This is a genomic window from Streptococcus taoyuanensis (genome assembly GCF_029589235.1).
GTDB classification, from domain to species: Bacteria; Bacillota; Bacilli; order Lactobacillales; family Streptococcaceae; genus Streptococcus; species Streptococcus taoyuanensis.
In genome coordinates, this window is sequence record NZ_JARQVW010000002.1 from 11,543 (window position 1) to 36,937 (window position 25,395).

A 25,395-nucleotide genomic window follows, 5' to 3' on the forward strand; every position below is an offset into this window, starting at 1 on the left:
GTGATTGCGAACAAGCAGTGGTGAATCTTGAAATGGGCTGATGCGTTTATGATAATGAATTTGAAACAATAAAAATTCGGTGAGCACACCTTATCGTGCACCCTGTTGTTAGACAGGTCAGAGATGTAGGAGAAAGAATATCTTCCTACAATTGAGGTGGCACCGCGGTATCGAATCGTCCTCACACAGATTTTTCTGTGTGAGGTTTTTTGTATCTCAAAGGAACCCAGTGAGACTGCAGCTCAAAGGGCCCGCGAGAGAAAAAGATCATAAACAGGATTAAAGATATAGAAAAGAGGATACAATCATGACAGAAACAAAAGGCTATTTCGGACAATTTGGTGGATCTTTCGTACCAGAACCCATTCAAAACTTGCTCAATCAATTAGAGGAAACCTTTGAACAATATAAAAATGATCCAGAATTTATCGCAGAATACAAACATTATTTGAAAGATTATTCTGGTCGGGAAACACCGCTCTACTTTGCGGAAAGTTTGACAGAGCATTTAGGTGGGGCAAAAATTTATTTGAAGCGCGAAGACTTGAATCACCTAGGTTCGCATAAATTGAATAACGTTCTGGGGCAAATCCTCTTGGCTAAACGCATGGGCAAAACGCGCGTGATTGCTGAAACAGGAGCCGGTCAACACGGTGTAGCTACAGCAGCTGCGGCAGCTAAGTTCGGTATGGCCTGTGATGTTTATATGGGAGCAGAAGACGTGGAACGCCAACGCTTGAATGTCTTCCGCATGGAAATGATGGGGGCAACCGTTCATGCGGTTGAAACCGGGACTAAGACCTTGAAAGACGCCGTTGATGCTGCGTTTGGAGCATGGATGGCGGATCTGGATGCCTTTTACGTTTTGGGTTCTGCTGTTGGCCCTCACCCTTACCCAACCATTGTGCATGAATTCCAAAAGGTGATCAGTGAAGAATCTAAACGTCAAATCTTGGAAAAAGAAGGTCGTTTGCCGGATTATGTGATTGCCTGTGTCGGTGGTGGCTCCAATGCCATCGGTGCCTTTTCTGAATATGTCGCAGAAGAGGAAGTCGGCTTGATTGGGGTAGAAGCAGCTGGACATGGCTTGGACACCGATCAACACGCAGCGACCATGACCAAAGGGACTATCGGTGTGGTTGATGGGATGAAGACCTATGCAGTCTTTGGCGAAGATGGAAAAGTAGCGCCAGTGTACTCGATCTCTGCTGGTTTGGACTACCCAGGGGTTGGTCCAGAGCATGCTTTCTTTAAAGATTCTGGTCGTGTCGAATATGTAGCAGCGACAGATGATGAAGCAGTAGAAGCTCTTCTTCTTCTCAGTAAGACAGAAGGGATCCTCCCAGCCATTGAAAGCTCACACGCGATTGCGGAAGCTGTCAAACGTGCTCCACAATTGGATAAAGACAAGATCATCATCATCAATGTTTCCGGACGTGGGGATAAGGATGTGGCTGCCATCGCCGATTATCTAGAAGCGAAGGTTGCAAAGTAAGAAGAACTTATCTGCAAAATATCGTATAAAGCAGTAAAGCGTGATAACTGAGAAAGAGACAGGGAACAAAGGGGATCCGGTCTCTTTCTTTTTTGAGAGCAAAGACGAGAATGCCTAAGATGGATGCGATCTGAATGAGAATGAGGATCTTGGTAGAAGAAAAGCTTAGCGAAAAGGTAGCTAGTAAGAGAAAATCTCCTGCTCCTATTCCGATAAAGAAAAAGTGAGCTCCGATCGCAAGGAGTAAAAAGACCAGCATGAAGAGATTACTACCGGATAAAAAGAGGACCAAGGCATGGAGACAGCACCAGATGAATAAAGGGTATTCCATAAAGCGTAGGTCATAGATGGCTAAAACGGCAGCTCCCAGTAGTGTTAGAAGTTGAGGCAGAGAAAGGAAACCATTGGCGCAGGCTAAAAAAAGTAGGCCACTCCAGACCTCAAAAAGGCAGTACCAAAATGGGTAGGTCTGATGACAATAGCGGCAGCGAAAACGATGGAGTAGTTGCGAGATAATAGGGATGAGATCCCAAACGCCAAGGACGTGCTGGCAGTGATCACAATGACTGCGAGGAGCAAGAATGGATTGGTTTGGGAAACGATCGACAACTAGTCCCAAAAAAGAGGCGATACAAGTACCGATGGTAAAAAAATAAAAGTTGATCATACTTATTTATTCGTAAAGCAATCGGAAAATGTCATCATTTGCTTGAAAATCTTGTAAAGCCTTTCTAAATTTGATACAATAATGAACATGAAAAACCTGTATGATGTTCAACAATTTTTAAAACGTTTTGGAATCATCATTTACGTAGGGAAGCGCCTCTATGACATCGAATTGATGAAAATTGAGCTTCAACGTCTTTATGATGCAGGCCTGATGGAGCGGCTCGATTATTTAGAAGCCGACACCGTTTTAAGAAGAGAACACAAGCAAGAATTAGAATTTTTGAAAAAGAGTGAGGTAGAGTGATGGGAAATATCATTGTTTGGTTGGCTATTTTAGGAGCATTTGGATGGATGGCGTTTAATTATTTCCGCATCCGTAAAGCTGCTAAATTTGTGGACAATGCTACTTTTGAAGAGCTGATTCGTAAAGGTCAGTTGATTGACTTGCGAGAGCCAGCTGAGTTTCATGCCAAGCATATTTTAGGAGCACGCAACATTCCTTCTACTCAGTTGAAGTTGAGTCTTGCAGCCTTGCGCAAAGATAAACCAATTTTGCTCTATGAAAATAGCCGTAGTTCGCGTGTAACCAATGCGGCTCTCTATCTTAAGAAGCAGGGCTATACAGACATTTATGTCTTGTCTTATGGTCTCGATTCTTGGAATGGGAAAGTGAAAAAAGACGCCTAATAAAAAGAGCTCTAACTGCACAATGTATGTGGTTAGAGCTTTTTTATCTCGTTTTTTCAAGGTAATCTTTGACCCATGTGAGCTCTACCTCATTCAAAGGTCGGCTTTCTCCAGGGGCTAACTGAGGATCCAAGGTGAAGGGGCCAAAAGACAAGCGTTTTAAGGTCATTACTTTGACCCCAATGGCTAAAAACATCTTTTTCACTTGGTGGTATTTTCCTTCTGAGATTCGGACCTGGGCCTTGCTGTAGCTGGGGGTACTTTCTAGAATGGTCAAGGAAGCCGGCTTGCAGATAGGACCGTCTGTGAATGAAATCCCATTCTGAAATTGCTCGATGTGGGCTGCGTAAAGCGAACCATTGACTTCTACCTCATAGACTTTCTCCACATGGTATTGAGGATGGAGCAGTTGAAAGCCTAAGGGACCATTATCTGTGAGGAGGAGCAGACCACTGGTATCGCGATCGAGGCGACCAAGTGGATAGAGGTCGAGGTACTCTTGCTGGGGGTCTACTAGCTCGATCACCGTTAGATGGTGGGCGTCTCTTTTGGCGGTCACGGCTCCAATTGGTTTATGGAGCATGTAGTAGTGGTGACGCGGTTCTTGAATGATTCGTTCTCCGATTTGAATCTGTTGGAGTCCAGGGTCGATGTTTTGGGATAGCTTTTGAGCTGGTAGGTGATCGACCAAGATTTGCCTTCGGGCCAAAAGTTGTTTGATGTCTTTACGAGCGTACTGATGGTCTGCCATCAATTGATCTAATCTCATGGGAGCCTCTTTTTCTGAAAGTCTAATAATCAGTGTATCATGAAAAGAAAAGGAAATCGAGTCGGAGAAAAGAAATAAAGATGAAAACATTTACAACTAGCTGAACTGTGTTTTTTAGATAGGACTGTGGTATAATTGTTCAGTTAGAAATATTATTTAAATTTTATAGAGGAAATCATGACAAAATTAAGAGAAGATATTCGTAACGTTGCGATCATTGCCCACGTTGACCATGGTAAAACAACCTTGGTAGACGAATTGTTGAAACAATCGCACACCTTGGATGAACGTAAAGAATTGCAAGAACGTGCAATGGACTCAAACGATCTTGAAAAAGAACGTGGGATCACGATTCTTGCTAAAAATACAGCCGTTGCTTATAACGGAACTCGAATCAATATCATGGACACACCGGGACACGCGGACTTCGGTGGAGAAGTGGAACGGATCATGAAAATGGTTGACGGAGTTGTATTGGTCGTTGATGCCTACGAAGGAACCATGCCTCAGACGCGTTTCGTATTGAAAAAAGCCTTGGAACAAGATCTTGTTCCGATCGTTGTAGTCAACAAAATCGATAAACCATCTGCTCGTCCAGAAGAAGTTGTAGACGAAGTTCTTGAACTCTTCATCGAATTGGGTGCGGATGATGACCAATTGGAATTCCCGGTTGTTTATGCATCAGCGATTAACGGAACATCTTCACTTTCAGACGATCCAGCTGATCAAGAGCACACAATGGCACCGATCTTTGATACTATCATTGATCACATCCCAGCTCCAGTTGATAACTCAGATGAGCCTCTTCAATTCCAAGTATCCCTGCTTGATTACAACGACTTCGTTGGACGTATCGGTATCGGACGTGTCTTCCGTGGTACTGTAAAAGTTGGGGACCAAGTAACCCTTTCTAAATTGGATGGAACGACTAAGAACTTCCGTGTTACCAAACTCTTTGGTTTCTTTGGTTTAGAACGTCGTGAGATTCAAGAAGCTAAAGCGGGTGACTTGATTGCTATCTCTGGTATGGAAGATATCTTCGTTGGAGAAACCATCACACCGACAGACGCAGTTGAAGCTCTTCCAATCCTTCACATCGATGAACCGACGCTTCAAATGACCTTCTTGGTTAACAACTCACCATTTGCTGGTCGCGAAGGAAAATGGGTAACCTCTCGTAAAGTTGAAGAACGCTTGCAAGCGGAATTGCAAACAGACGTCTCTCTTCGTGTTGACCCAACTGATTCACCTGATAAATGGACCGTTTCAGGACGTGGGGAATTGCACTTGTCTATCTTGATCGAAACCATGCGTCGTGAAGGATACGAATTGCAAGTATCTCGTCCAGAAGTTATCATCAAAGAAATTGATGGTGTCAAATGCGAACCGTTTGAACGCGTGCAAATTGATACACCAGAAGAATACCAAGGATCTGTTATCCAAAGTCTTTCTGAACGTAAAGGTGAAATGTTGGATATGATCTCAACTGGTAACGGTCAAACTCGTTTGGTCTTCCTTGTTCCAGCGCGTGGTTTGATTGGATACTCAACAGAGTTCTTGTCAATGACACGTGGTTACGGAATCATGAACCACACCTTTGACCAATACTTGCCAGTGATTCCAGGAGAAATCGGTGGACGTCACCGTGGTGCTCTTGTTTCAATCGATAACGGAAAAGCAACCACTTACTCTATCATGTCTATCGAAGAACGTGGTACGATCTTTGTCAATCCAGGTACAGAAGTTTACGAAGGAATGATCATCGGGGAAAACTCTCGTGAGAACGACTTGACCGTAAACATTACGAAAGCAAAACAAATGACCAACGTTCGTTCAGCTACTAAGGACCAAACAGCGGTTATCAAGACTCCTCGTATCTTGACCTTGGAAGAATCTCTTGAGTTCTTGAACGACGATGAGTACATGGAAGTAACACCTGAATCTATCCGTTTGCGTAAACAAATCTTGAACAAAGCAGAACGCGAAAAAGCAAATAAAAAGAAAAAATCAGCAGCTGCTGAATAATACGGAAAGAAAGGAGAAGCAAAATGGTCTATTTTATCTTAGGGATTTTGATTCTCCTTTTTTACCTTTTTATGACCCCAAAAAGTATTCGTGGTACCTTAAACAGTGTCACAATGGTGGTCTTGATCGTCTCCATTATCGTACTGACTTGTCTCGCTATTTTTCAGATATTCCAACTACCGTCTGAGTTTTTTGTCGGTGCCTTTCTCGCCTTTGTTGGCTACCTGGCTTTGGTGGATATTTCCAAAATGACGACCAAACAGAAAAAATAAACGCTGACGTGATTTTTAAAGCCCTTTGGGCTTTTTAATTTTGCTAAAAAAAGGTAAAATAGAGAGTGATAAAAATGGAGCGAAGAAATCATGAAATTTGTGAAACAATTTGAAAATAAAAAGGTTCTTGTATTAGGTTTGGCTAAGTCAGGCGAGTCAGCTGCCCGTTTGTTGGATCGCTTAGGAGCGATTGTGACCGTCAATGATGGCAAACCTTTTGAAGAAAATCCAGCAGCACAAAGTTTACTGGAAGAAGGGATTAAAGTTGTGACAGGAGGTCACCCTCTGGAACTGTTGGATGAAGACTTTGCCGTCATGGTCAAAAATCCAGGAATCCCTTATACGAATCCGATGGTCGAAAAAGCGCTTGAAAAGGGCATTCCCGTCCTCACTGAAGTGGAATTGGCCTATCTGATTTCGGATGCGCCAATTATTGGGATTACAGGATCAAACGGAAAAACGACGACGACAACCATGATCGGGGAAGTCTTGACGGCTGCCGGCCAAGGTGGTTTATTGTCTGGGAATATCGGTTTTCCAGCTAGTCAAGTTGCACAAACAGCAACAGAAAAGGATGTTCTGGTCATGGAATTGTCTTCTTTCCAATTGATGGGAATTGAAGCCTTCCATCCAGAGATTGCAGTGATTACCAACCTCATGCCGACCCATATCGACTATCATGGTTCTTTTGAAAATTATGTAGCTGCCAAATGGAATCTTCAAAAGAATATGACAGAAAAAGATGTCATTGTCTTGAACTTCAACCAAGACCTGGCCAAGGAACTGGCGACAAAAACCAAGGCAAGGGTCCTTCCGTTTTCAACGGTCGAAAAAGTGGATGGGGCTTATTTGGAAGATGGACTTCTCAAGTTTAAGGGAGAAGTTGTTATGCGTGCAGATGAACTGGGCGTTCCAGGTAGTCACAATGTAGAAAATGCCTTGGCAACGATTGCAGTTGCAAAAGTCCGTGGTGTGGAGAATGAGGTCATTAAAGAAACCTTGTCAGCCTTTGGAGGTGTCAAACACCGTCTTCAATATGTGGATGAGATTCAAGGTGTCAAATTCTACAATGATAGCAAATCGACTAATATTCTAGCAACACAAAAAGCTCTTTCTGGTTTTGATAACAGCAAGGTGATCTTGATTGCAGGGGGGCTCGATCGTGGCAATGAATTTGATGAATTGGTGCCTCACATTACTGGTTTAAAGGAAATGGTGATTCTAGGGGAATCAGCTCCTCGAGTGAAACGCGCAGCAGATAAAGCTGGCGTCTCTTATGTTGATGCGGCAGATGTAGCGGATGCTACAAAGAAAGCCTTCGACTTGGCTAGCCCCGGAGATGTTGTGCTACTAAGTCCTGCTAATGCCAGCTGGGATATGTATCCGAATTTTGAAGTGCGTGGGGATGAATTCCTTGCTACAGTAAAAGGGTTGAAATAAGATGAAAAAAATAATGTTTACTGGTGGGGGAACCGTGGGACATGTGACCCTTAATCTCCTCTTGATTCCAAAATTTATCGAAGATGGATGGGAAGTTCATTATATTGGGGACAAAAAAGGAATCGAATACCAAGAGATCAAAAAGTCTGGCCTAGACGTACGCTTCCATTCAATTGCAACGGGGAAATTGCGCCGTTATTTCTCTTTCCAAAATATGATGGATGTGTTCAAGGTGGCTTGGGGAACGCTCCAGTCCATTGCAATCCTGCTTCGTGTGCGCCCACAAGTTCTCTTCTCAAAAGGGGGATTTGTCTCTGTGCCGCCGGTGATCGCAGCTAGACTCACGCGTGTCCCTGTCTATATCCATGAGTCGGATCTCTCGATGGGATTGGCCAATAAAATTGCTTATAAATTCGCTACCAAGATGTACACGACTTTTGAGCAAGCTCATGGTTTAACAAAGAGTGCGCATATCGGTGCGGTAACCAAGGTCACAGATCATATTCCGACAACTTCTGAAGAATTAGAAGAAAAAACACAAGGATTTCAAAAAGACTTGCCGACCCTTCTCTTTGTCGGAGGATCAGCCGGTGCGCGTGTCTTTAATGAATTTGTGACAGAGCATCAAGCAGAGCTCTTGCAGCACTACAATATCATCAATTTGACGGGTGATTCAACATTGAATCAGGCTGAGGGTGGCTTGTATCGAGTGGATTATGTAACCGATCAGTATTTACCCATGCTCCAGAAGGCTGATTTAGTGGTGACTAGAGGTGGAGCCAATACCTTATTTGAGCTCTTAGCTATGAACAAACTCCATTTGATTGTACCGCTAGGAAAAGAAGCCAGCCGTGGCGATCAGATTGAAAATGCCCAATATTTTGTGGATAAAGGTTATGCAGAGCAATTGCAGGAAGATCAATTGACGCTCGAAACCTTTAATGAAACCATTCAAGAAATGTTGAAGCAAAGCCAAGTCTACCACCAAGCAATGGAAAAATCGACAGAACTCCTTTCACTAGACGATTTTTATGGCCTGCTTCAAAAAGATATCAGTAAGGGAAAAGATGACGGACGACAATAAAAAAACGCCAACGGATGACAAAATTACAGAATTGTCAGCCTGGCAAAAAAGAAACAAAGAATATTTAGAAAAAAAAGCGCTTGAAAAAGCGGAAGAAGCTGAAACAGAGGAAACTGAAAGCGAAGAAGCAAAAGCAGACGAAGACCTTTCAGAAAAAGAAACAGCTTCCGTCTCAGAGGAAGAATCTGAAGAAGAAATAGAAGAGTCTGAAGAGGAAAATGAATCTGAGGTCGAAGAGGATCCAGAAGCAGATGGAGAAAGTTCAGAAGGAGAAAAGGATGATCCAGCTATAGAGGAGCTAGATCCTTCAGAGAAGCAAGAGAAAAAGCCTTCATTTTTTAAAGGCTTAAAGACGAAAAAACCAAAGAAGGAACCGACAGTGGCAAAATGCCATATCTATCGTGCCCTTCCGGTTATCGGAATCAGCTCTATTGTCGCCCTTCTCTCAATCTACTTTTTAAGCCCCTTGTCCACACAGAAAGTGATTGAATTTTCAGGGAATAAAGCGGTTGATCAGCAACTTTTGTATGAAAAAAGTCGCATCAAAGAAGAAGATTATACTCTGACGACCTTCCTTCATAAATCGGTCTATGAACAAAATATGAAAACGGCTAGTCCATGGATCAAAGAGGTTCACATGCATTATCAATTCCCGGTGACCTTTAAAGTCAATATCGTGGAACACAAAGTGGTTGCCTATTATGTGACCGGAGAAGACCACTATCCAGTATTGGAAAATGGAGAAGTCGTTGAGACAGTAACTCCAGCTTCGGAATTGCCGTCCTCCTATATTAGCTTAAAATTCTCAGATCGAGAATTGGTTAGACAATTTGTCCAAGAAATGAAATCCATTTCTTCTTCCATTACGGATAAAATTGTTTCGGTTGATCTGACACCGAGCAAGGTCACCAAGGATCTGGTGACCATCACCATGAAAAACGATAATAAAATCTTGGTGCCTGTTTCCCAAATTACCCGCAAGCTTCCTTATTATAAAGCCATTAGTAAGCAATTAGATGATGATTCGACTATCGATATGGAGGCTGGAGTTTTCAGCTATAGTGAACAATCCATCGCAGATGCCAAAGAGCAAGCTGAAAAAGAAAAGGCTGAAAGTACAGAAAAGCAAGAAGAACATTCTGAGGAAGCAAGCCAAGAACAGAATCAAGAACAGAATCCAGAAGGAGAAAATTCTTCTGGGAATGAGTAAAGCCCATAAATTATCTCAAATAATTGAAGAAAAAATGTCCATTTTAGGCTTCTTTGTGATATAATGAAGTTTGGATAGTTCCAACTAAAAGGGCTATAAATAGATGTAAAGTGAAAACAAATAAAGAGAGAGGACTGGTGTAATGGCTAGAGACGGCTTTTTTACAGGTTTAGATATCGGTACTAGTTCAATAAAAGTATTGGTGGCAGAACATGTCAATGGAGAAATGAATGTAATTGGAGTCAGCAATGCAAAAAGTGCTGGCGTCAAAGATGGAATTATAGTAGATATCGAAGCTGCTTCAAATGCAATTAAAACTGCAATCAGCCAAGCTGAAGAAAAAGCAGGGATTTCAATCAATCTAGTCAATGTTGGGTTGCCTGCAAACTTACTACAAATCGAAGCAACTCAAGGAATGATTCCAGTCACAAGTGATTCGAAAGAAATCACAGATGCAGATGTTGAGAATGTTGTCAAATCTGCACTCACAAAAAGTATGACACCGGATCGTGAAGTAATCACCTTCATTCCTGAGGAATTCACAGTTGATGGTTTCCAAGGAATCCGCGATCCACGTGGAATGATGGGGATCCGACTTGAAATGCGTGGCCTTCTTTATACAGGACCTCGTACAATCTTGCACAATTTGCGTAAAACAGTCGAACGTGCAGGCTTACAAGTTGAAAACATCATCATTTCACCGCTTGCGATGATCAAAACAGTCTTGAATGAAGGCGAACGTGAATTCGGAGCAACGGTGATCGATATGGGTGGTGGCCAAACAACGGTGGCATCTGTTCGTAGCCAAGAACTTCAATTTACAAATATCTACCAAGAAGGTGGCGATTATGTTACCAAAGATATTTCTAAAGTATTGAAAACTTCTCAAAAATTGGCAGAAGGCTTGAAGTTCAACTATGGTGAAGCCTATGTGCCATCTGCTGGAAACGAAGTCTTCCATGTAGAAGTCATCGGTGAAGTAGAGCCAGTTGAAGTGACTGAGAAGTACTTAGCTGAAATCATTTCAGCACGTATCAAACACATCTTTGAGCAAATCAAACAAGACCTTGAGAGAAGACATCTGTTGGATCTTCCTGGTGGTATTGTGATTATCGGTGGAGGAGCGATCCTTCCTGGTGTTGAAGAATTGGCTCAAGAAGTCTTTGGTTTAAATGTGAAATTGTTTGTTCCAAATCAAATTGGAATTCGCAATCCAGCTTTTGCCCATGTAATTAGCTTGTCTGAATATGCAGGCAATTTGACAGATGTGGATATTATTGCTCAAGCTGCGGTTCATGGAGACGAAGTCTTGCGTCAACAACCGATTCAATTTGATCGTCCAGTGCAACCACAAGTACAACCACAACCTGCTGCTCCAGCACAACCGGTAGTACCTGCATACAATGCTGAGAAGATTGAATCTCCAGTGGATACTCAAGAAATTCCAGCAGCAAGCAATGATAGCAAACAAGAACCAAAAACTACATTCACAGACCGAATGAAAAATTTGATCGGTAATATGTTTGATTAAGGAGTGTAAGTATTTATGACATTTTCATTTGACACAGCAGCGGCACAAGGTGCAGTAATTAAAGTAATCGGTGTCGGTGGCGGTGGCGGTAACGCCATCAATCGTATGATTGACGAAGGCGTTGCCGGTGTAGAATTCATCGCAGCTAATACAGATGTTCAAGCACTTTCAAGTGCAAAAGCTGAAACAGTTATCCAATTGGGTCCAAAATTGACTCGTGGATTGGGTGCTGGAGGTCAACCTGAAGTTGGTCGTAAGGCAGCTGAAGAAAGCGAAGAAGTGTTAACAGAAGCTTTGCAAGGTGCAGACATGGTCTTCATCACTGCAGGGATGGGTGGAGGATCTGGTACAGGTGCTGCACCAGTCATCGCTCGTATTGCAAAAGCAGTAGGTGCTTTGACAGTAGCCGTTGTCACTCGTCCATTCGGATTTGAAGGTTCAAAACGTGGCAACTTCGCTATTGAAGGGATCAACGAACTTCGCGAACATGTAGATACCTTGTTGATTATTTCTAATAACAACTTGCTTGAAATTGTAGACAAGAAGACACCACTTCTTGAAGCTTTGAGTGAAGCAGATAACGTTCTTCGTCAAGGTGTTCAAGGGATCACTGACTTGATCACAAGTCCTGGATTGATCAACCTTGACTTTGCAGACGTGAAGACTGTTATGGAAAACAAAGGAAATGCCCTCATGGGTATTGGTGTTGGTAGCGGTGAAGAACGCGTTATCGAAGCGGCTCGTAAAGCCATTTACTCTCCACTTCTTGAAACTACAATTGATGGTGCAGAAGACGTGATCGTCAACGTAACAGGTGGTTTGGATATGACATTGATCGAAGCTGAAGAAGCTTCAGAAATTGTGAACCAAGCTGCAGGTCACGGAGTGAACATCTGGTTGGGTACATCTATTGATGAATCTCTTAAAGATGAAATCCGCGTGACGGTTGTTGCAACTGGTGTCCGTCAAGACAAGGTAGAACGCGTTAGCGGAATTGCTTCCTCACAACGTCCTTATAAAACAGGAACACGTGAACAACGCCCACAAGCTGCACCATTTGACCGTGAATTTGATTTGAAACAAGATGTTGAATTGCCAACAACTCCAAGTCGTCCAGCGGTAGAACCAAACCGTGGCTCAGCCTTTGGTGATTGGGATATTCGTCGTGAGAATATCGTTCGCCAAACTGAACCAACATCAACACATCAAGTTGATCGTTACGTAGATTTATCTTCAGATGATGATGAATTGGAAACACCACCATTCTTCCGGAATCGTTAATCATGAATCTGGTAGAGAATGCTGATCTTGTTCGGCAACAAGTAGAAACAGCAAGAAACAAAGCTAACCGTCAAGATCAAGTTAATGTGATAGCTGTTACCAAGTATGTGGATGTTGCCACAACAGAAGCACTGGTGAAAACAGGTATCCAACATATCGGTGAAAATCGTGTCGATAAATTCCTAGAAAAGTATCAAGCTCTAAAAGAGTATGACCTCACTTGGCACTTGATTGGGAGCCTCCAACGGCGGAAAGTAAAAGACGTGATTAATCTCGTCGATTACTTTCATGCCTTGGATTCGGTGAAGCTGGCTCAAGAAATTCAAAAGCGAGCAGAACACCCGATCAAGTGTTTCCTCCAAGTGAACATTTCTGGTGAAGAAAGTAAGCATGGATTTGCACCCGATGAACTGGATGATGTTTTAGCGGAAATCGCACAGCTGGACAAAATTGAAATTGTTGGTTTAATGACGATGGCTCCTTTTGAGGCTAGTCAAGAAGAGTTGCAGGATATTTTTTCAAAAACTCACCAACTTCAGAAACAACTAGAAAAGAAACAATTAAAAAATATGCCTTTTTCAGAACTAAGTATGGGTATGAGTCGTGACTTTGAAGTAGCCATTGCGAACGGAGCGACTTATGTTAGAATTGGGACATCATTTTTTAAATAGGAAAGAACTATGTCATTAAAAGATAAATTTAACAACTTTATTGACTACTTCACAGAAGACGGTGAAGAAGTAGAAGTTCGCGAGGCAAAAGCAGCTGGGGCGGAAACACAACCAGTTCCACAGCCACAGCCGACTCCTCAAGTGACTTCTCCACGTCCACAGATTAGTCAAAGAGAACCAGTAAAACCAAAACCGACTCCTGTCGCACCTGTTACGACTCCAGTGTCTACAGCGGCAGTGAAGGAACCTGTTTCAACAACGAAAAATACATCTGAAAATATTACTCGTTTGCATGAACGTCAACGTGAATTGGCTGCTAATCGTGCGAATACAGATGAAAAGATTACCATTGATGTACGCTATCCCCGCAAATACGAGGAAGCGACTGAAATTGTTGATCTATTACTATCTAATGAGAGTATCTTGATTGACTTCCAATATATGACTGAAGTACAAGCACGTCGTTGTTTAGATTATTTGGATGGGGCTCGTTATGTTTTAGCAGGAAATCTTCGTCGTGTTGCAAGTACCATGTACTTGTTGACTCCAATTAATGTAGTCGTTAAGATTGAAGATATCCGCCTTCCAAATGATGTGGAAGTGACAGAATTTGACTATGATATGAAACGTAATCGTTAAGATGGTTATCTTTCAATACTTATCAAATATCATTCAAATCTATTCCATCATTCTTGTCATCTATGCCTTACTATCTTGGTTCCCTGGGGCACCTCAGAGTACTCTTGGACAAATGGTTCACCGCCTAGTTGAACCATTTTTGAGCCTTTTTAGAAAGTTACCATTGCAGTTTGGAGGCTTGGATTTTACGGTTCTTGTAGCACTTTTGGTCTTGAACTTGATGAATCAGTTATTAGCCCGCTTGTTCCTACTTTTGATTGGGTAGAAAACGATGGGACAGACAGAGATTTACCAACATTTCAATCGCGAAGATCACGAATTCATTGATCGTTGTATTGAATTGTCTGAAAGAGTGGTGGAACGCTATTCTGTTGAGGTGACGGGCTTTTTAAACCCTCATCAGGTCGGTATTTTACGAAATGTCGCGGCAAGCTACCAATTACAGGTCTTTGCTTCCAGCGATGAGCAGAAAATGGAGTATGCCAAGGTTATTGTTGCTCCAGATTATTACCAATTAGATCCAAGTGACTTTGATCTGGCCCTATTGGAAATGGTCTATGCTTCAAAATTTCATCACTTGACCCATTCCCAGGTACTGGGGACCATTGTTCACCAATTAGGTGTGGAGCGCAAGTCCTTTGGAGATATTCTGACGAGTGATGGAAAGATCCAAGTATTTGTTGAACAGCGTTTTGTTCCCTATTTCATGGATCACATCCAGAAAATTTCTCGGGTACCTGTTAAGCTGAGGGAAGTTCCTCTCTCTGAACAAATGATCGTAGAGGAAGAAAGCCAGCAGCGAGATATTCTCGTGTCGAGTTATCGGTTAGATAAGGTGATTGCTGGGACCTTCAAGCTTTCGCGCTCACAAGCTAGTCAGTTGATTAGTTCTGGTCTAGTGAAAGTTAACTATGCGACTACTTCCAATGTTAGCTATGCTGTAGGTCTGAATGATTTAGTCAGTGTTCGACGCTTTGGGCGTCTTAAAATTGTTTCTGAAAATGGTATTTCAAAGAGTGGAAAATATAAAGTAACTGTTGAAGTACTCTTAAGTAAAAAATGAGGAGGAGTTATGGCTCTTACTGCTTTAGAAATTAAAGATAAAACTTTTGGCGTTAAATTTAGAGGGTATGATGCGAACGAAGTAGAAGAATTTCTAGATATCGTTGTTCGCGATTATGAAGATCTTGTTCGTTTAAATCATGATCAAGAAGCAAAAATTCAAGCTCTTGAAGAACGCTTAAACTATTTTGATGAAATGAAAGATTCATTGAGTCAATCTGTTTTGATTGCACAAGATACTGCGGAACGTGTCAAACAAGCCGCTAACGAACGTTCTGAAAATATTGTTCGTCAAGCTGAACAAGATGCACAGCACTTAGTGGATGAAGCAAAACAAAAAGCAAATGAAATCCTTCGTCATGCAACGGATAATGCCAAGAAGGTTGCCGTTGAAACAGAGGAATTGAAGAACAAGACACGCGTCTTCCATCAACGTTTGAAATCAACCATCGAAAGCCAATTGAGCATTATCGATACACCTGAATGGGATGAAATTCTTCGTCCAACAGCTATGTACATTCAAACAAGTGATGAAGCTTTCCGTGAAATTGTGGAGAAAGCTTTGGGTGAATCTGTTCACCATCATCATGCAGAAGATGATAACATTGATTTGACTCGTCAATTCTCTCCAGCTGAAATCGAAGAATTGCAAAAACGCATCGAAGCTGCTAATTTAGAATTGGGTGCAACACAAGCGTTTGAAGGTTTGAATGAAAAAGTTCAATCCGCTTTAGAAGAAGCAGAGCACGCTCGTCATGAAAATGAAGAAGTTGTTGAGGTTGAAGAAACTATTCAACCTGAAGATGATGCAAATCGTGAATCTGTCAATATTTTATAATTTTGTAAAAACAGGTCCATTAATGATAGGTCTAGCGAGCAGATGATGGTGGAAGATCTGCACTCCCTCTTAATGGATGATCCTTTTACAGTATTCGTTCTGAACCATTGAGTAAGAACGGACGTTTCCCTCGTTACGGGATGAGAGGAGAAAGTCGTTTGCGACTTCTCGAACAAAGGTGGTACCACGAGCAATCGTCCTTTTTAGGATGCTCGTGTTTTTTTATAGCTTTTTAAATCAATAAGGAGACACAATGAAACTTAAAGAAACATTGAATCTTGGGAAAACAGCTTTTCCAATGCGGGCTGGGCTTCCAACGAAAGAACCAGTTTGGCAAAAAGAATGGGAAGATGCAAAATTGTATCAACGCCGTCAAGAGTTGAATGAAGGAAAACCGCATTTTACCCTTCATGATGGCCCTCCCTATGCCAACGGAAATATTCACGTAGGGCATGCCATGAACAAGATCTCAAAAGATATCATTGTTCGTTCTAAGTCTATGTCAGGATTTTACGCCCCTTATATTCCAGGTTGGGATACCCATGGTTTGCCAATTGAGCAAGTCTTGGCCAAACAAGGCGTGAAACGTAAAGAAATGGACTTGGTTGAGTATTTGAAATTCTGCCGTGAATATGCGCTTTCTCAAGTAGATAAACAACGCGAAGACTTCAAACGCTTAGGTGTTTCAGGTGATTGGGATCATCCTTATGTAACCTTGACGCCTGACTATGAAGCAGCACAGATCCGAGTCTTTGGTGAAATGGCCAATAAAGGCTATATCTACCGTGGGGCTAAGCCAGTTTACTGGTCTTGGTCTTCTGAATCAGCCCTCGCTGAAGCAGAGATTGAATACCATGATTTGGTATCAACGTCTCTTTACTATGCGAACAAAGTTAAAGATGGTAAGGGTGTCCTAGATACAGACACTTACATCGTTGTCTGGACAACAACTCCATTTACGGTTACAGCTTCTCGTGGATTGACGGTGGGTGCAGAGTTTGATTATGTCGTAGTGAAGCCTGCTGGATCTGACCGCAAGTATGTCGTAGCATCTGAGCTCTTGCCAAGCCTTTCTGAAAAATTCGGTTGGGAAAATGCTGAAGTCCTTGCGACTTACCAAGGAAAAGAATTGAACCATATCGTTACAGAACACCCATGGGATCCTGAAGTGGATGAATTGGTGATCCTTGGTGAGCATGTAACCCTTGATTCAGGTACTGGTATCGTCCATACCGCTCCTGGTTTTGGTGAGGATGACTACAATGTAGGGATTGCCAATGGCCTCGAAGTTGCTGTTACTGTTAACGAACGCGGAATCATGATGGAAAATGCTGGCCCTGACTTTGCTGGTCAGTTCTATGACAAGGTTGTTCCAACAGTTATCGAAAAACTTGGCGATTTGCTCCTTGCTCAAGAAGAAATCTCTCACTCCTACCCATTTGACTGGCGGACGAAAAAACCAATCATCTGGCGTGCCGTGCCACAGTGGTTCGCTTCTGTATCAAAATTCCGTCAAGATATCCTAGATGAAATTGAAAAAGTGAAATTCCACTCAGAATGGGGGAAAGTGCGTCTTTATAACATGATTCGTGACCGTGGTGACTGGGTCATCTCTCGTCAACGTGCCTGGGGTGTGCCTCTTCCAATCTTCTATGCAGAAGATGGAACACCAATCATGACAGCTGAAACCATCGAACATGTAGCGCAACTCTTTGAAGAACATGGTTCCATCATCTGGTGGCAACGTGAAGCGAAAGACCTCTTGCCAGAAGGGTTTACGCATCCTGGTTCACCAAATGGCGAATTTACAAAAGAAACAGATATCATGGACGTCTGGTTTGACTCAGGTTCATCATGGAATGGGGTTGTGGTTAATCGTCCAGAACTCAAATACCCAGCTGATCTTTACCTTGAAGGTTCAGACCAATACCGTGGTTGGTTCAACTCATCTCTTATCACATCTGTGGCGAACCATGGTGTCGCACCATACAAACAAATCTTGTCTCAAGGTTTTGCCTTGGATGGTAAAGGTGAGAAGATGTCTAAATCTCTTGGAAATACCATTGCTCCAAGTGATGTTGAAAAGCAATTTGGTGCTGAAATCTTGCGTCTCTGGGTAACCAGTGTAGACTCAAGTAATGACGTGCGTATCTCAATGGATATCTTGAGCCAAGTGTCTGAGACTTACCGTAAGATCCGGAATACTCTTCGTTTCTTGATTGCCAATACTTCTGACTTTAACCCAGCTGAGGATGCAGTTGCTTACGACGAGCTTCGTTCAGTGGACAAGTACATGACCATTCGCTTTAACCAGCTTGTCAAGACCATTCGTGATGCTTATGAAAACTTTGAGTTCTTGACGATCTACAAGGCGCTTGTTAACTTTATCAACGTTGACTTGTCAGCCTTCTACTTGGATTTTGCCAAGGATGTTGTTTACATCGAAGGAGCTAAATCCCTCGAACGCCGTCAAATGCAAACAGTCTTCTATGATATCCTTGTGAAAATCACGAAACTCTTGACGCCAATTCTTCCTCACACTGCTGAAGAAATCTGGTCCTATCTTGAGTTTGAAGCAGAAGACTTCGTTCAATTGTCAGAATTGCCAGAAGCAGAAACGTTTGCCAACCAAGAAGAAATCTTGGATACTTGGTCAGCCTTCATGGACTTCCGTGGTCAAGCTCAAAAAGCCTTGGAAGAAGCGCGGAATGAAAAAGTGATTGGTAAATCACTTGAAGCTCACTTGACTGTTTATCCAAATGAAGTTGTGAAAACACTTCTTGGAGCTGTTGATAGCAATGTTGCTCAACTCTTGATTGTTTCTGAATTGACCATCGCAGAAGGCTCAGCTCCAGAAGGTGCAGTGGCCTTTGAAGATGTAGCCTTCACGGTTGAACGTGCAGCTGGTGAAGTTTGTGACCGTTGCCGTCGCATCGATCCAACAACGACTGAACGCCACTACCACGCAACCATCTGTGATCACTGTGCAAGCATCGTTGAAGAGAACTTTGCGGACGCAGTCGCAGTAGGATTTGAAGCTAAATAAAAGCCATTAAAAGAAGTTCCATAAAGGAACTTCTTTTTTAATAGCTAGAATGGTCTATAAATTCATGCATTAAGGAAATAAAAAAAGTAAGGCAAATTGGCCTTACTTTGTAATTGGAAAGGAAATTTCAATTAGTTTATCGGAGTAGAGGGTTTTAATAGCGGATTGGTCAATGATTTGAAGATCAATCTTACGTTTTAAAAAGAACTCACGAATTTTTTCTACTTCAGTTTCACGAATAGCTCGGTGTTTGTTACTGATCAATAATTCATAGTGGGTTGGGGCCTGTGTAAAAACGACATCAGTATTGCCCGCGGAATAAACCTCGACAAGCAAGGCGTCAGTGCTGGCAAGTTGGCTTTTGACCAGTGCAGCATGACTATTTGTGGTATTAATGAGCTTCATATGAGTTCCTCCTAACCTCTATCTTCATTTATTATAGCACTTTTTTATTTTTTGTGAAAGAATCCCTTTATTTTTTGTGGGTATTTTTCCACTGTTCAATGCCCCATTTGTGACTGCCACGTTTGAGTTTTTCAATGGCTTCATCTACAGGAAACCAAGCAAGATTGTTAAAATCTTCCAGTGGTTTTTGAGCCTCTGTATAATCCACTACTTCATAAATATAGGCAGGATTGTAGTAGTAGGTGTCGCGATGACTGGAATAGAAATACTCATCTGCTTGGCCATAGTATTGTCCTAAAACAGCGGTAAAACCTAATTCTTCGATCAGTTCCCGTTTCAGAGCTTGCAAGTGATCTTCACCTGCCTCGATTTCCCCGCCGGGCAAGAACCAGGCTCCATTAGGAGCTTGAACGAGGATGATCTGATCCTGGTCCTTATTGGGAATAACAGCGTAGACACCATAGCGATTGACGTAGGTCACGTCTTGTTTCTTATCACCAAAACTAGGAATGGTCATGGTTTTCTCTTTTCTTATTTTTTCATTATTATAACATATTTTTTAGCAAAAATCTGGAGGAAAAAAAGAAAGAGACTGGGACAAAAGTCCTAGCCTCTCAATTATTTTTGGATTGTCGAGCAAGACGCAGTGGTTGAGTGGGCTCTACTACGCTGATTTCATCAGCTTTTACAGCCCTACTCAACTGTGCGGAGGTGGGACGACGAAATCGAATTCTAACGAATTACCGATTTTTGTCCCACTCTCTGAATGTACATTTACTTATAATGATTCTGAAGCCTGTTCTACTGGCTTGTGAGCAGCCTTGATAGAGATCTTCCCATTGCTGGTCATGACTGCTTTGAGTTGTTTCTCACTTGGATGTTCCAGGTAATAATCGGTAATAGCATCTTCGATATGGTCTTGGATGGTACGACGAAGTGGGCGGGCCCCCATTTTTGGATCGTATCCCAGATCGACCAATTTTTCTTTGACCTTCTCTGTCACATCCAGATGAATCTCATTTTGTGCGAGACGTTGATTGACTTCATCAAGCATGAGGGTAACGATTTGAAGAAGGTTTTCTTTTGATAGAGGTTGAAATTCAATGATGCCATCAAAACGGTTCATGAATTCAGGGCTAAAGAAGTTACCGAGTTCTCCAAGTACGGAGTTGGTGCGACCCTCGCGAGCAGCTCCAAAACCAACATTGGCCTCAGCCTTGCCGGTTCCAGCATTAGAGGTCATGATGATAATGGTATCTTTAAAGCTGACGGTACGGCCTTGACCATCTGTCAAACGGCCATCATCTAAAACTTGCAAGAACATGTGCATGACATCTGGATGGGCTTTTTCCACTTCATCCAACAACACGAGGGAGTATGGATTGCGACGGACCTTTTCCGTTAGTTGTCCAGCTTCATCGTAGCCAACATAGCCCGGAGGAGCTCCGACTAGTTTCGCTACGCTATGTTTTTCCATGTATTCGCTCATATCAAAGCGGATCATATTGTCTGCAGAGCCAAAGAGCTCGATCGCCAATTGTTTAGACAACTCGGTCTTCCCTACACCGGTTGGTCCGACAAAGAGGAAGCTTCCGATCGGACGGTTAGGAGATCCTAGGCCGACACGATTGCGTCGAATGGCTTTCGCAATTTTATCTACAGCATCATCTTGACCGATCACATGGGCTTTCAAATCAGAAGCCAGATTGATCAATTGAGACTGTTCTTTTTCTTTCAAATCGCCAACAGGAATATTGGTCTTTTGTTCAACGATGTGTTCAATCGTTTTTTCACTGATGACAGGGGTTTCCTGATCAGTGACATGTTGACCTTGCATTTCCTTGTATTTCGCGATTTGGTCGCGGAAGTAGGCTGCTTTTTCAAAGTCTTCTTCGCGTGTCGCTTGAGCTTTGAGGTTTTCCGCTTCAATCAAGCGCTGGTCGATCACTTTTGGATCCACAAAGTTTAGGGTCAGGTTCATCTTAGACCCCGCTTCATCTAACAGATCAATGGCCTTGTCTGGCAGGAAGCGATCTTGGATGTAACGGTTTGAAAGAATAGCTGCCGCTTCGATGGCCCCGTCTGTATAGTGGACGTGGTGGTAGTCTTCGTATTTTTTCTGGATGCCCTTGAGGATGGTGATGGTTTCTTCAACCGTTGGTTCATCGACCTTAACGGGCTGCATCCGACGTTCCAAGGCCGCATCTTTTTCAATGATACGGTATTCATTAAGGGTAGTAGCCCCAACTAATTGGAGTTCTCCGCGCGCCAAGGCTGGTTTGAGGATATTTCCAGCGTCCATATTGCCTTCACCAGCTGATCCTGCGCCAACAATTTCATGGATTTCGTCGATGAACAGAATAACATCTTCGCGTTGACGAATTTCATCCATTAATTTTTGCATGCGTTCTTCGAATTGACCACGGATGCCTGTGCCTTGAACTAGGCTCACGACGTCTAGGCGGATGACTTCTTTTCCTTGCAATTTATGGGGAACGTCGCCATCAACGATTTTTTGAGCCAGGCCTTCCACAACGGCAGTCTTTCCGACACCAGGTTCCCCAATCAGAACCGGATTGTTCTTGGTTCGACGGTTGAGAATTTCGATGACACGGATAATCTCCTCATCACGGCCAATGACAGGGTCAATATCCCCTTTGCGGGCAATCTCTGTGACATTGATGCCGAACTCTTCTAAAAGACCTTTTGGCTTTTGAGGACGTGCTTGACGAGGGTCTTGACCACCACCACGGTTATTGTTTTGGCCGTAGCCGCCACCTCCATAACTGCCTCCGGATTGAGTTGGAGGGGTTTGAGGTTCTTGCGGACTTTGGAAGTTTCCAAGGTTATTGAAGAAATCTTCAAAAGGATCTCCAGTCAGTTGGCTCCGTTGGGTCATGCCTTTCAAGAAGCTGTTATTTGGGTCTGTTTTCATAATTTTATAGCAATTTTGACAGAGGTCTACTTGTTGCTGACGTCCATTTACATTTGTATATAAATGGATGGTTGATTCATTTATTTTACAATTTTGACAAAGCATATACATACCTCACAGTAGGTTTTTGATGGTTTTCCATCAAGAGACGAGCCTATTTTCAAAAGGTCAAAAATAGTCAAAGATTTATATTTTCATTATATCAGTATTCTAGAAGTTTGCAAGAATTTGCTACGGAATGTCGCTAAGGAGTGAAGGAGAGAGCAAATCAATGGAAAAATGTGAATTTTTATTGGAAGAGCTTTCTCTTTTATGATAAAATAGGAGAGTAGAAAGTAAAGAGGAGAAATAAAATGGAATCACATTTAGTACGGATTATCAACCGTTTGGAGACGATGACAAAAGACGGTGGAAACTTGAAACGTAATTTTGAACGTGACGGTGTTGTTGTCGCTGAAGTAGCCTACAACCACAATGAAGAAGAGGGTTCAACCTTTACACTTCGTGATGTTGAAGCGCGTGAAACCTATACATTTGATAGCATTGATTTAATTGCAATGGAAATTTATGAATTGCTTTACTAAGCAGCTGTGTGGATGAGTTTGGGGTGGTCTCAAGCTCATTTTTTGTCCATCTGGCTATAGTTTTCGTCTATAAGAAATTCTAAATAGGAACAGTTAGGTTTGAGAGTTGAAATCTGCTATAATAGAGAGGACTATTTTCATTACTTGACTAGAAAGAGAATTGATATGACGACAATCATTGATGGGAAGGCGCTCGCTACAAAATTACAGGGTGAGATTGCGGAGAAAACAGCACGATTAAAAAAAGAGACAGGAGTTGTGCCTGGCCTCGTTGTCATCGTGGTAGGAGATAATCCAGCTAGCAAAATCTATGTAAGAAATAAAGAGCGTTCTGCTATTGCGGCAGGCTTTCGGAGTGAAGTGAGACGACTTCCTGAAAGCATCAGCCAAGCTGAATTATTAGAAGTGATCGAACACTACAATCAAGATCCCCTTTGGCATGGGATTTTGGTGCAGTTGCCACTGCCTAAGCATATCGATGCGGATGCAGTCCTTTTAGCCATTGATCCGACAAAAGATGTGGATGGCTTTCATCCATTGAATATGGGACGCTTGTGGGCTGGGAATCCTCTCATGGTGCCTTCAACTCCCGCTGGGATCATGGAGATGTTCAAAGAGTACGGGATTGATCTAGAAGGGAAGCGAGCAGTCGTGATTGGTCGTTCCAATATCGTTGGAAAACCAATGGCACAGTTGCTCCTCGCCAAAAATGCGACGGTAACCTTGACCCATTCCCGGACCCATCATCTGCCTAAAATTGCTAGAAGAGCAGATATCTTGGTTGTTGCGATCGGTCGTGCGAAATTTGTAACAGCAGACTTCGTGAAAGAAGGCGCCGTTGTTATTGACGTCGGAATGAATCGCGATGAGAATGGCAAATTGTGTGGGGATGTCGATTTTGACTCCGTTGCCCCTTTGGCCAGTCATATTACCCCGGTACCAGGAGGGGTTGGGCCTATGACCGTCACCATGCTGATGGAGCAGACCTACGAAGCAGCTGTTCGTGCCTTAAAAAAATGAAAGTGTGAACAAGATGAAGTTTGTATTTGATTTAGATGGAACCCTGTCATTCGATGGTGTCACAATCGATGATGAAATCAAACAGGTCTTATTGAGAGCAGAAGAATTTGGCCATGAAGTTGCCTTTGCTTCTGCACGTTCTTACCGGGACTGCTTGGGCCTTTTAGGGGACTCATTGAGTCAGCAACTCGTGATTGGTTTAAATGGTGGATTGGCCTATCGCCAGGGGCAATTAGTATATGAGGAACAATTGGACAAGGATGTGTATCGGGAAGTCCTTGGCTTTTGTCGCCATTACAATCTACCATTTTTTGTGGATGATACCTTTGATTATAGCGGACAGATTTTGGAAAAGATTCCTTTTGTTGCTAATGTGGATCCCCTCAAGAAAGCCCAGTATCGCTCGTTAGAGGAGCTGACAGATCCGATTAAGGTCGTGATCTATATGGGTGGTCATGAGGAGCTCGTGGATGAGATCATCGAGCGGATCGAAAAGACAGAAAAGGCCCATATCCGCTATCATGCGCATGAAAAATGCATCTATCTCAATCCAGCAGACACGCATAAAGCCACAACGGTAGAAGAACTCTGTGGAGAGAATTTCGTGGCTTTTGGCAATGATCAAAATGATATCGAGCTCTTTGAAAAAGCTCTTTATGCAGTTCAAATTGGTGATTTTCCAGCCCTTCAGCCTTATGCGGATGATCAATTGGTAGCCAAACAAAATCAACCACAAGCTGTGGCTGCTAAGATCTTGCAAGTCTTTGCAGAATTCAGAGGAAAATAAAAGATGGAGGGGGAGTCGTGGCTTCTCCTTTTTCGCTAGAAATGAGGAAGGTATGAGAACAGTTCAGAAAGAAGAGATCCAGCGAGTCATTGTGAAGCGAGATGCGAATTCTTATAAGGGCGATTTTGGTCGCCTGCTCTTGATTGGGGGGACTTACCCCTATGGGGGAGCTATTATTATGGCGGCGCTTGCTGCGGTTCATAGTGGTGCGGGGCTGGTTACTGTCGCAACAGATCCTGACAATCTGACAGCCCTTCATAGCCATCTTCCTGAAGCTATGGGCTTTGATCTGGCGGATCACGAACTTCTTCGGGAGCAACTCCAAAAAGCCAGCGTGATTCTTGTCGGTCCAGGCTTAAAGGAAGCAAGAGAAAGCCAAGCAATCTTGCAGATGATTTTTGAGCAAGTCTCTAGCCAGCAGGTCTTGATATTAGATGGAGGAGCTATTAGTCTTTTTGCGGCCTCTCAGTTTGACCTGCCAGAGGCTCAGTTGGTCTTTACCCCTCACCAAAAAGAATGGGAAAAACTGTCAGGGCTTGATCTAGCAAGCCAGACAGAAGGCAAGAGTCGAAGAGCAGTACAGAACTTTCCTAAAGGGACTGTCATTGTAGAAAAAGGACCCCACACCCGCATTTGGACAAGTGGGCAAGATGAGGGCTATCAGCTAGATGTTGGTGGTCCCTATCAAGCCACAGGTGGCATGGGGGATACCTTGGCAGGGATGATCGCAGGATTTGCGGGTCAATTTCCACAGGTCAGTCTCTATGAGCGCGTGGCAGTCGCGACCTACCTTCATTCAGCTATTGCTGAAGACTTGAGCAAGGAGGCTTATGTTGTTTTACCGACAAGCATTAGCAAAGAAATTCCCAAATGGATGAAGAAGTGGAGTGACAATTTAAACGAAAATGTTGAAAATGAAACGTTTTCATGATAGTATTTAAGAAA

General features: G+C 42.8%; 25 protein-coding genes and 1 other annotated feature (1 of these 26 running past the window's edge). Of the genes, 20 read left to right on the top strand and 5 right to left on the bottom strand.

Going from position 1 to position 25,395, the window contains the following annotated elements:
* Window positions 1–186 (top strand) — a binding site (T-box leader) (it extends 50 nt beyond the left edge of the window).
* A gap of 121 nt (window positions 187–307) precedes the next feature.
* Window positions 308–1,495 (top strand): tryptophan synthase subunit beta, encoded by a 1,188-nt coding sequence (gene trpB / locus P5Y91_RS01935; protein WP_061604234.1) that lies wholly within the window; start codon window positions 308–310, stop codon window positions 1,493–1,495.
* 7 nt (window positions 1,496–1,502) lie between these two features.
* Here trpB and P5Y91_RS01940 read toward each other — a convergent pair whose 3' ends face one another.
* Window positions 1,503–2,162 (bottom strand): prepilin peptidase, encoded by a 660-nt coding sequence (locus P5Y91_RS01940; RefSeq protein WP_155125255.1) that lies wholly within the window; start codon window positions 2,160–2,162, stop codon window positions 1,503–1,505.
* Window positions 2,163–2,249: 87 nt separating this feature from the next.
* Here P5Y91_RS01940 and P5Y91_RS01945 point away from each other — a divergent pair, with 87 nt between their 5' ends.
* Window positions 2,250–2,468, top strand: coding sequence for a YqgQ family protein (locus P5Y91_RS01945; protein WP_003017930.1), 219 nt, complete (start codon window positions 2,250–2,252; stop codon window positions 2,466–2,468).
* Window positions 2,468–2,851 carry a rhodanese-like domain-containing protein gene (locus tag P5Y91_RS01950; RefSeq protein WP_024055336.1) on the top strand — a complete coding sequence of 128 codons (384 nt, stop codon included), beginning with the start codon at window positions 2,468–2,470 and terminating at the stop codon, window positions 2,849–2,851. Before P5Y91_RS01945 ends, P5Y91_RS01950 begins: the two co-directional genes overlap by 1 nt.
* Window positions 2,852–2,894: 43 nt before the next feature.
* Here the strand turns inward: P5Y91_RS01950 and P5Y91_RS01955 are convergent, their stop codons facing one another.
* A complete protein-coding gene (locus tag P5Y91_RS01955; protein WP_155125256.1) occupies window positions 2,895–3,620 on the bottom strand; it encodes a 16S rRNA pseudouridine(516) synthase in 726 nt (241 codons plus the stop codon).
* Window positions 3,621–3,797: 177 nt separating this feature from the next.
* On the opposite strand from P5Y91_RS01955, the gene typA reads away from it, so the two are divergent.
* From typA to ileS, 13 genes are all read left to right on the top strand, one after another.
* Window positions 3,798–5,645, top strand: coding sequence for a translational GTPase TypA (gene typA / locus P5Y91_RS01960; RefSeq protein ID WP_003017941.1), 1,848 nt, complete (start codon window positions 3,798–3,800; stop codon window positions 5,643–5,645).
* A gap of 23 nt (window positions 5,646–5,668) precedes the next feature.
* Window positions 5,669–5,917: a DUF3165 family protein gene (locus tag P5Y91_RS01965; RefSeq protein ID WP_004219693.1), complete on the top strand. Its 249-nt coding sequence runs from the start codon at window positions 5,669–5,671 to the stop codon at window positions 5,915–5,917.
* Between the two features lie 90 nt (window positions 5,918–6,007).
* Window positions 6,008–7,357 (top strand): UDP-N-acetylmuramoyl-L-alanine--D-glutamate ligase, encoded by a 1,350-nt coding sequence (murD, locus tag P5Y91_RS01970; protein WP_277838838.1) that lies wholly within the window; start codon window positions 6,008–6,010, stop codon window positions 7,355–7,357.
* Window position 7,358: 1 nt separating this feature from the next.
* Window positions 7,359–8,441 (top strand): UDP-N-acetylglucosamine--N-acetylmuramyl-(pentapeptide) pyrophosphoryl-undecaprenol N-acetylglucosamine transferase, encoded by a 1,083-nt coding sequence (locus P5Y91_RS01975; RefSeq protein WP_070450319.1) that lies wholly within the window; start codon window positions 7,359–7,361, stop codon window positions 8,439–8,441.
* Entirely contained in the window at window positions 8,425–9,651 is a 1,227-nt protein-coding gene (locus tag P5Y91_RS01980; protein WP_070450322.1) for a cell division protein FtsQ/DivIB, read from the top strand. The genes P5Y91_RS01975 and P5Y91_RS01980 overlap by 17 nt, the downstream gene beginning before the upstream one ends.
* A gap of 142 nt (window positions 9,652–9,793) precedes the next feature.
* The gene (gene ftsA, locus P5Y91_RS01985; protein WP_277838839.1) at window positions 9,794–11,182 is read left to right on the top strand and encodes a cell division protein FtsA; all 1,389 of its coding nucleotides are present in this window, start codon (window positions 9,794–9,796) and stop codon (window positions 11,180–11,182) included.
* A 15-nt stretch (window positions 11,183–11,197) separates the two neighbouring features.
* Entirely contained in the window at window positions 11,198–12,463 is a 1,266-nt protein-coding gene (ftsZ, locus tag P5Y91_RS01990; RefSeq protein ID WP_277838840.1) for a cell division protein FtsZ, read from the top strand.
* A gap of 2 nt (window positions 12,464–12,465) precedes the next feature.
* Complete coding sequence (locus P5Y91_RS01995; RefSeq protein WP_003011742.1) at window positions 12,466–13,134, top strand: YggS family pyridoxal phosphate-dependent enzyme; 669 nt, start codon at window positions 12,466–12,468, stop codon at window positions 13,132–13,134.
* Window positions 13,135–13,143: 9 nt separating this feature from the next.
* On the top strand, window positions 13,144–13,773 hold the full coding sequence (locus P5Y91_RS02000) for a cell division protein SepF (protein ID WP_277838841.1): 630 nt from the start codon (window positions 13,144–13,146) through the stop codon (window positions 13,771–13,773).
* A 1-nt stretch (window position 13,774) separates the two neighbouring features.
* Complete coding sequence (locus P5Y91_RS02005; protein WP_003011858.1) at window positions 13,775–14,038, top strand: YggT family protein; 264 nt, start codon at window positions 13,775–13,777, stop codon at window positions 14,036–14,038.
* A gap of 6 nt (window positions 14,039–14,044) precedes the next feature.
* Window positions 14,045–14,836 carry a YlmH family RNA-binding protein gene (locus P5Y91_RS02010; RefSeq protein WP_049514221.1) on the top strand — a complete coding sequence of 264 codons (792 nt, stop codon included), beginning with the start codon at window positions 14,045–14,047 and terminating at the stop codon, window positions 14,834–14,836.
* Between the two features lie 9 nt (window positions 14,837–14,845).
* Window positions 14,846–15,673: a DivIVA domain-containing protein gene (locus P5Y91_RS02015; protein WP_049514223.1), complete on the top strand. Its 828-nt coding sequence runs from the start codon at window positions 14,846–14,848 to the stop codon at window positions 15,671–15,673.
* A 253-nt stretch (window positions 15,674–15,926) separates the two neighbouring features.
* Window positions 15,927–18,719, top strand: a complete 2,793-nt coding sequence (ileS, locus tag P5Y91_RS02020) for an isoleucine--tRNA ligase (protein WP_277838842.1) — start codon at window positions 15,927–15,929, stop codon at window positions 18,717–18,719.
* Between the two features lie 102 nt (window positions 18,720–18,821).
* Here ileS and P5Y91_RS02025 read toward each other — a convergent pair whose 3' ends face one another.
* From P5Y91_RS02025 to P5Y91_RS02035, 3 genes are all read right to left on the bottom strand, one after another.
* The gene (locus P5Y91_RS02025) at window positions 18,822–19,124 is read right to left on the bottom strand and encodes a DUF1827 family protein (protein ID WP_003012157.1); all 303 of its coding nucleotides are present in this window, start codon (window positions 19,122–19,124) and stop codon (window positions 18,822–18,824) included.
* A gap of 67 nt (window positions 19,125–19,191) precedes the next feature.
* Window positions 19,192–19,641, bottom strand: coding sequence for an NUDIX hydrolase (locus P5Y91_RS02030; protein WP_004219690.1), 450 nt, complete (start codon window positions 19,639–19,641; stop codon window positions 19,192–19,194).
* 261 nt (window positions 19,642–19,902) lie between these two features.
* Window positions 19,903–22,164, bottom strand: a complete 2,262-nt coding sequence (locus P5Y91_RS02035; RefSeq protein WP_037615484.1) for an ATP-dependent Clp protease ATP-binding subunit — start codon at window positions 22,162–22,164, stop codon at window positions 19,903–19,905.
* Between the two features lie 248 nt (window positions 22,165–22,412).
* Here P5Y91_RS02035 and P5Y91_RS02040 point away from each other — a divergent pair, with 248 nt between their 5' ends.
* The 4 genes from P5Y91_RS02040 to P5Y91_RS02055 all read left to right on the top strand — a co-directional run bounded on the left by P5Y91_RS02040 (window position 22,413) and on the right by P5Y91_RS02055 (window position 25,381).
* Window positions 22,413–22,643: a DUF1797 family protein gene (locus P5Y91_RS02040; RefSeq protein ID WP_003005989.1), complete on the top strand. Its 231-nt coding sequence runs from the start codon at window positions 22,413–22,415 to the stop codon at window positions 22,641–22,643.
* A gap of 165 nt (window positions 22,644–22,808) precedes the next feature.
* Entirely contained in the window at window positions 22,809–23,663 is an 855-nt protein-coding gene (locus P5Y91_RS02045; RefSeq protein WP_003002422.1) for a bifunctional methylenetetrahydrofolate dehydrogenase/methenyltetrahydrofolate cyclohydrolase, read from the top strand.
* A 13-nt stretch (window positions 23,664–23,676) separates the two neighbouring features.
* Complete coding sequence (locus tag P5Y91_RS02050; RefSeq protein WP_004219876.1) at window positions 23,677–24,450, top strand: HAD-IIB family hydrolase; 774 nt, start codon at window positions 23,677–23,679, stop codon at window positions 24,448–24,450.
* A gap of 52 nt (window positions 24,451–24,502) precedes the next feature.
* Window positions 24,503–25,381, top strand: a complete 879-nt coding sequence (locus P5Y91_RS02055) for an NAD(P)H-hydrate dehydratase (RefSeq protein WP_118396897.1) — start codon at window positions 24,503–24,505, stop codon at window positions 25,379–25,381.
* Window positions 25,382–25,395: the final 14 nt, after the last annotated feature.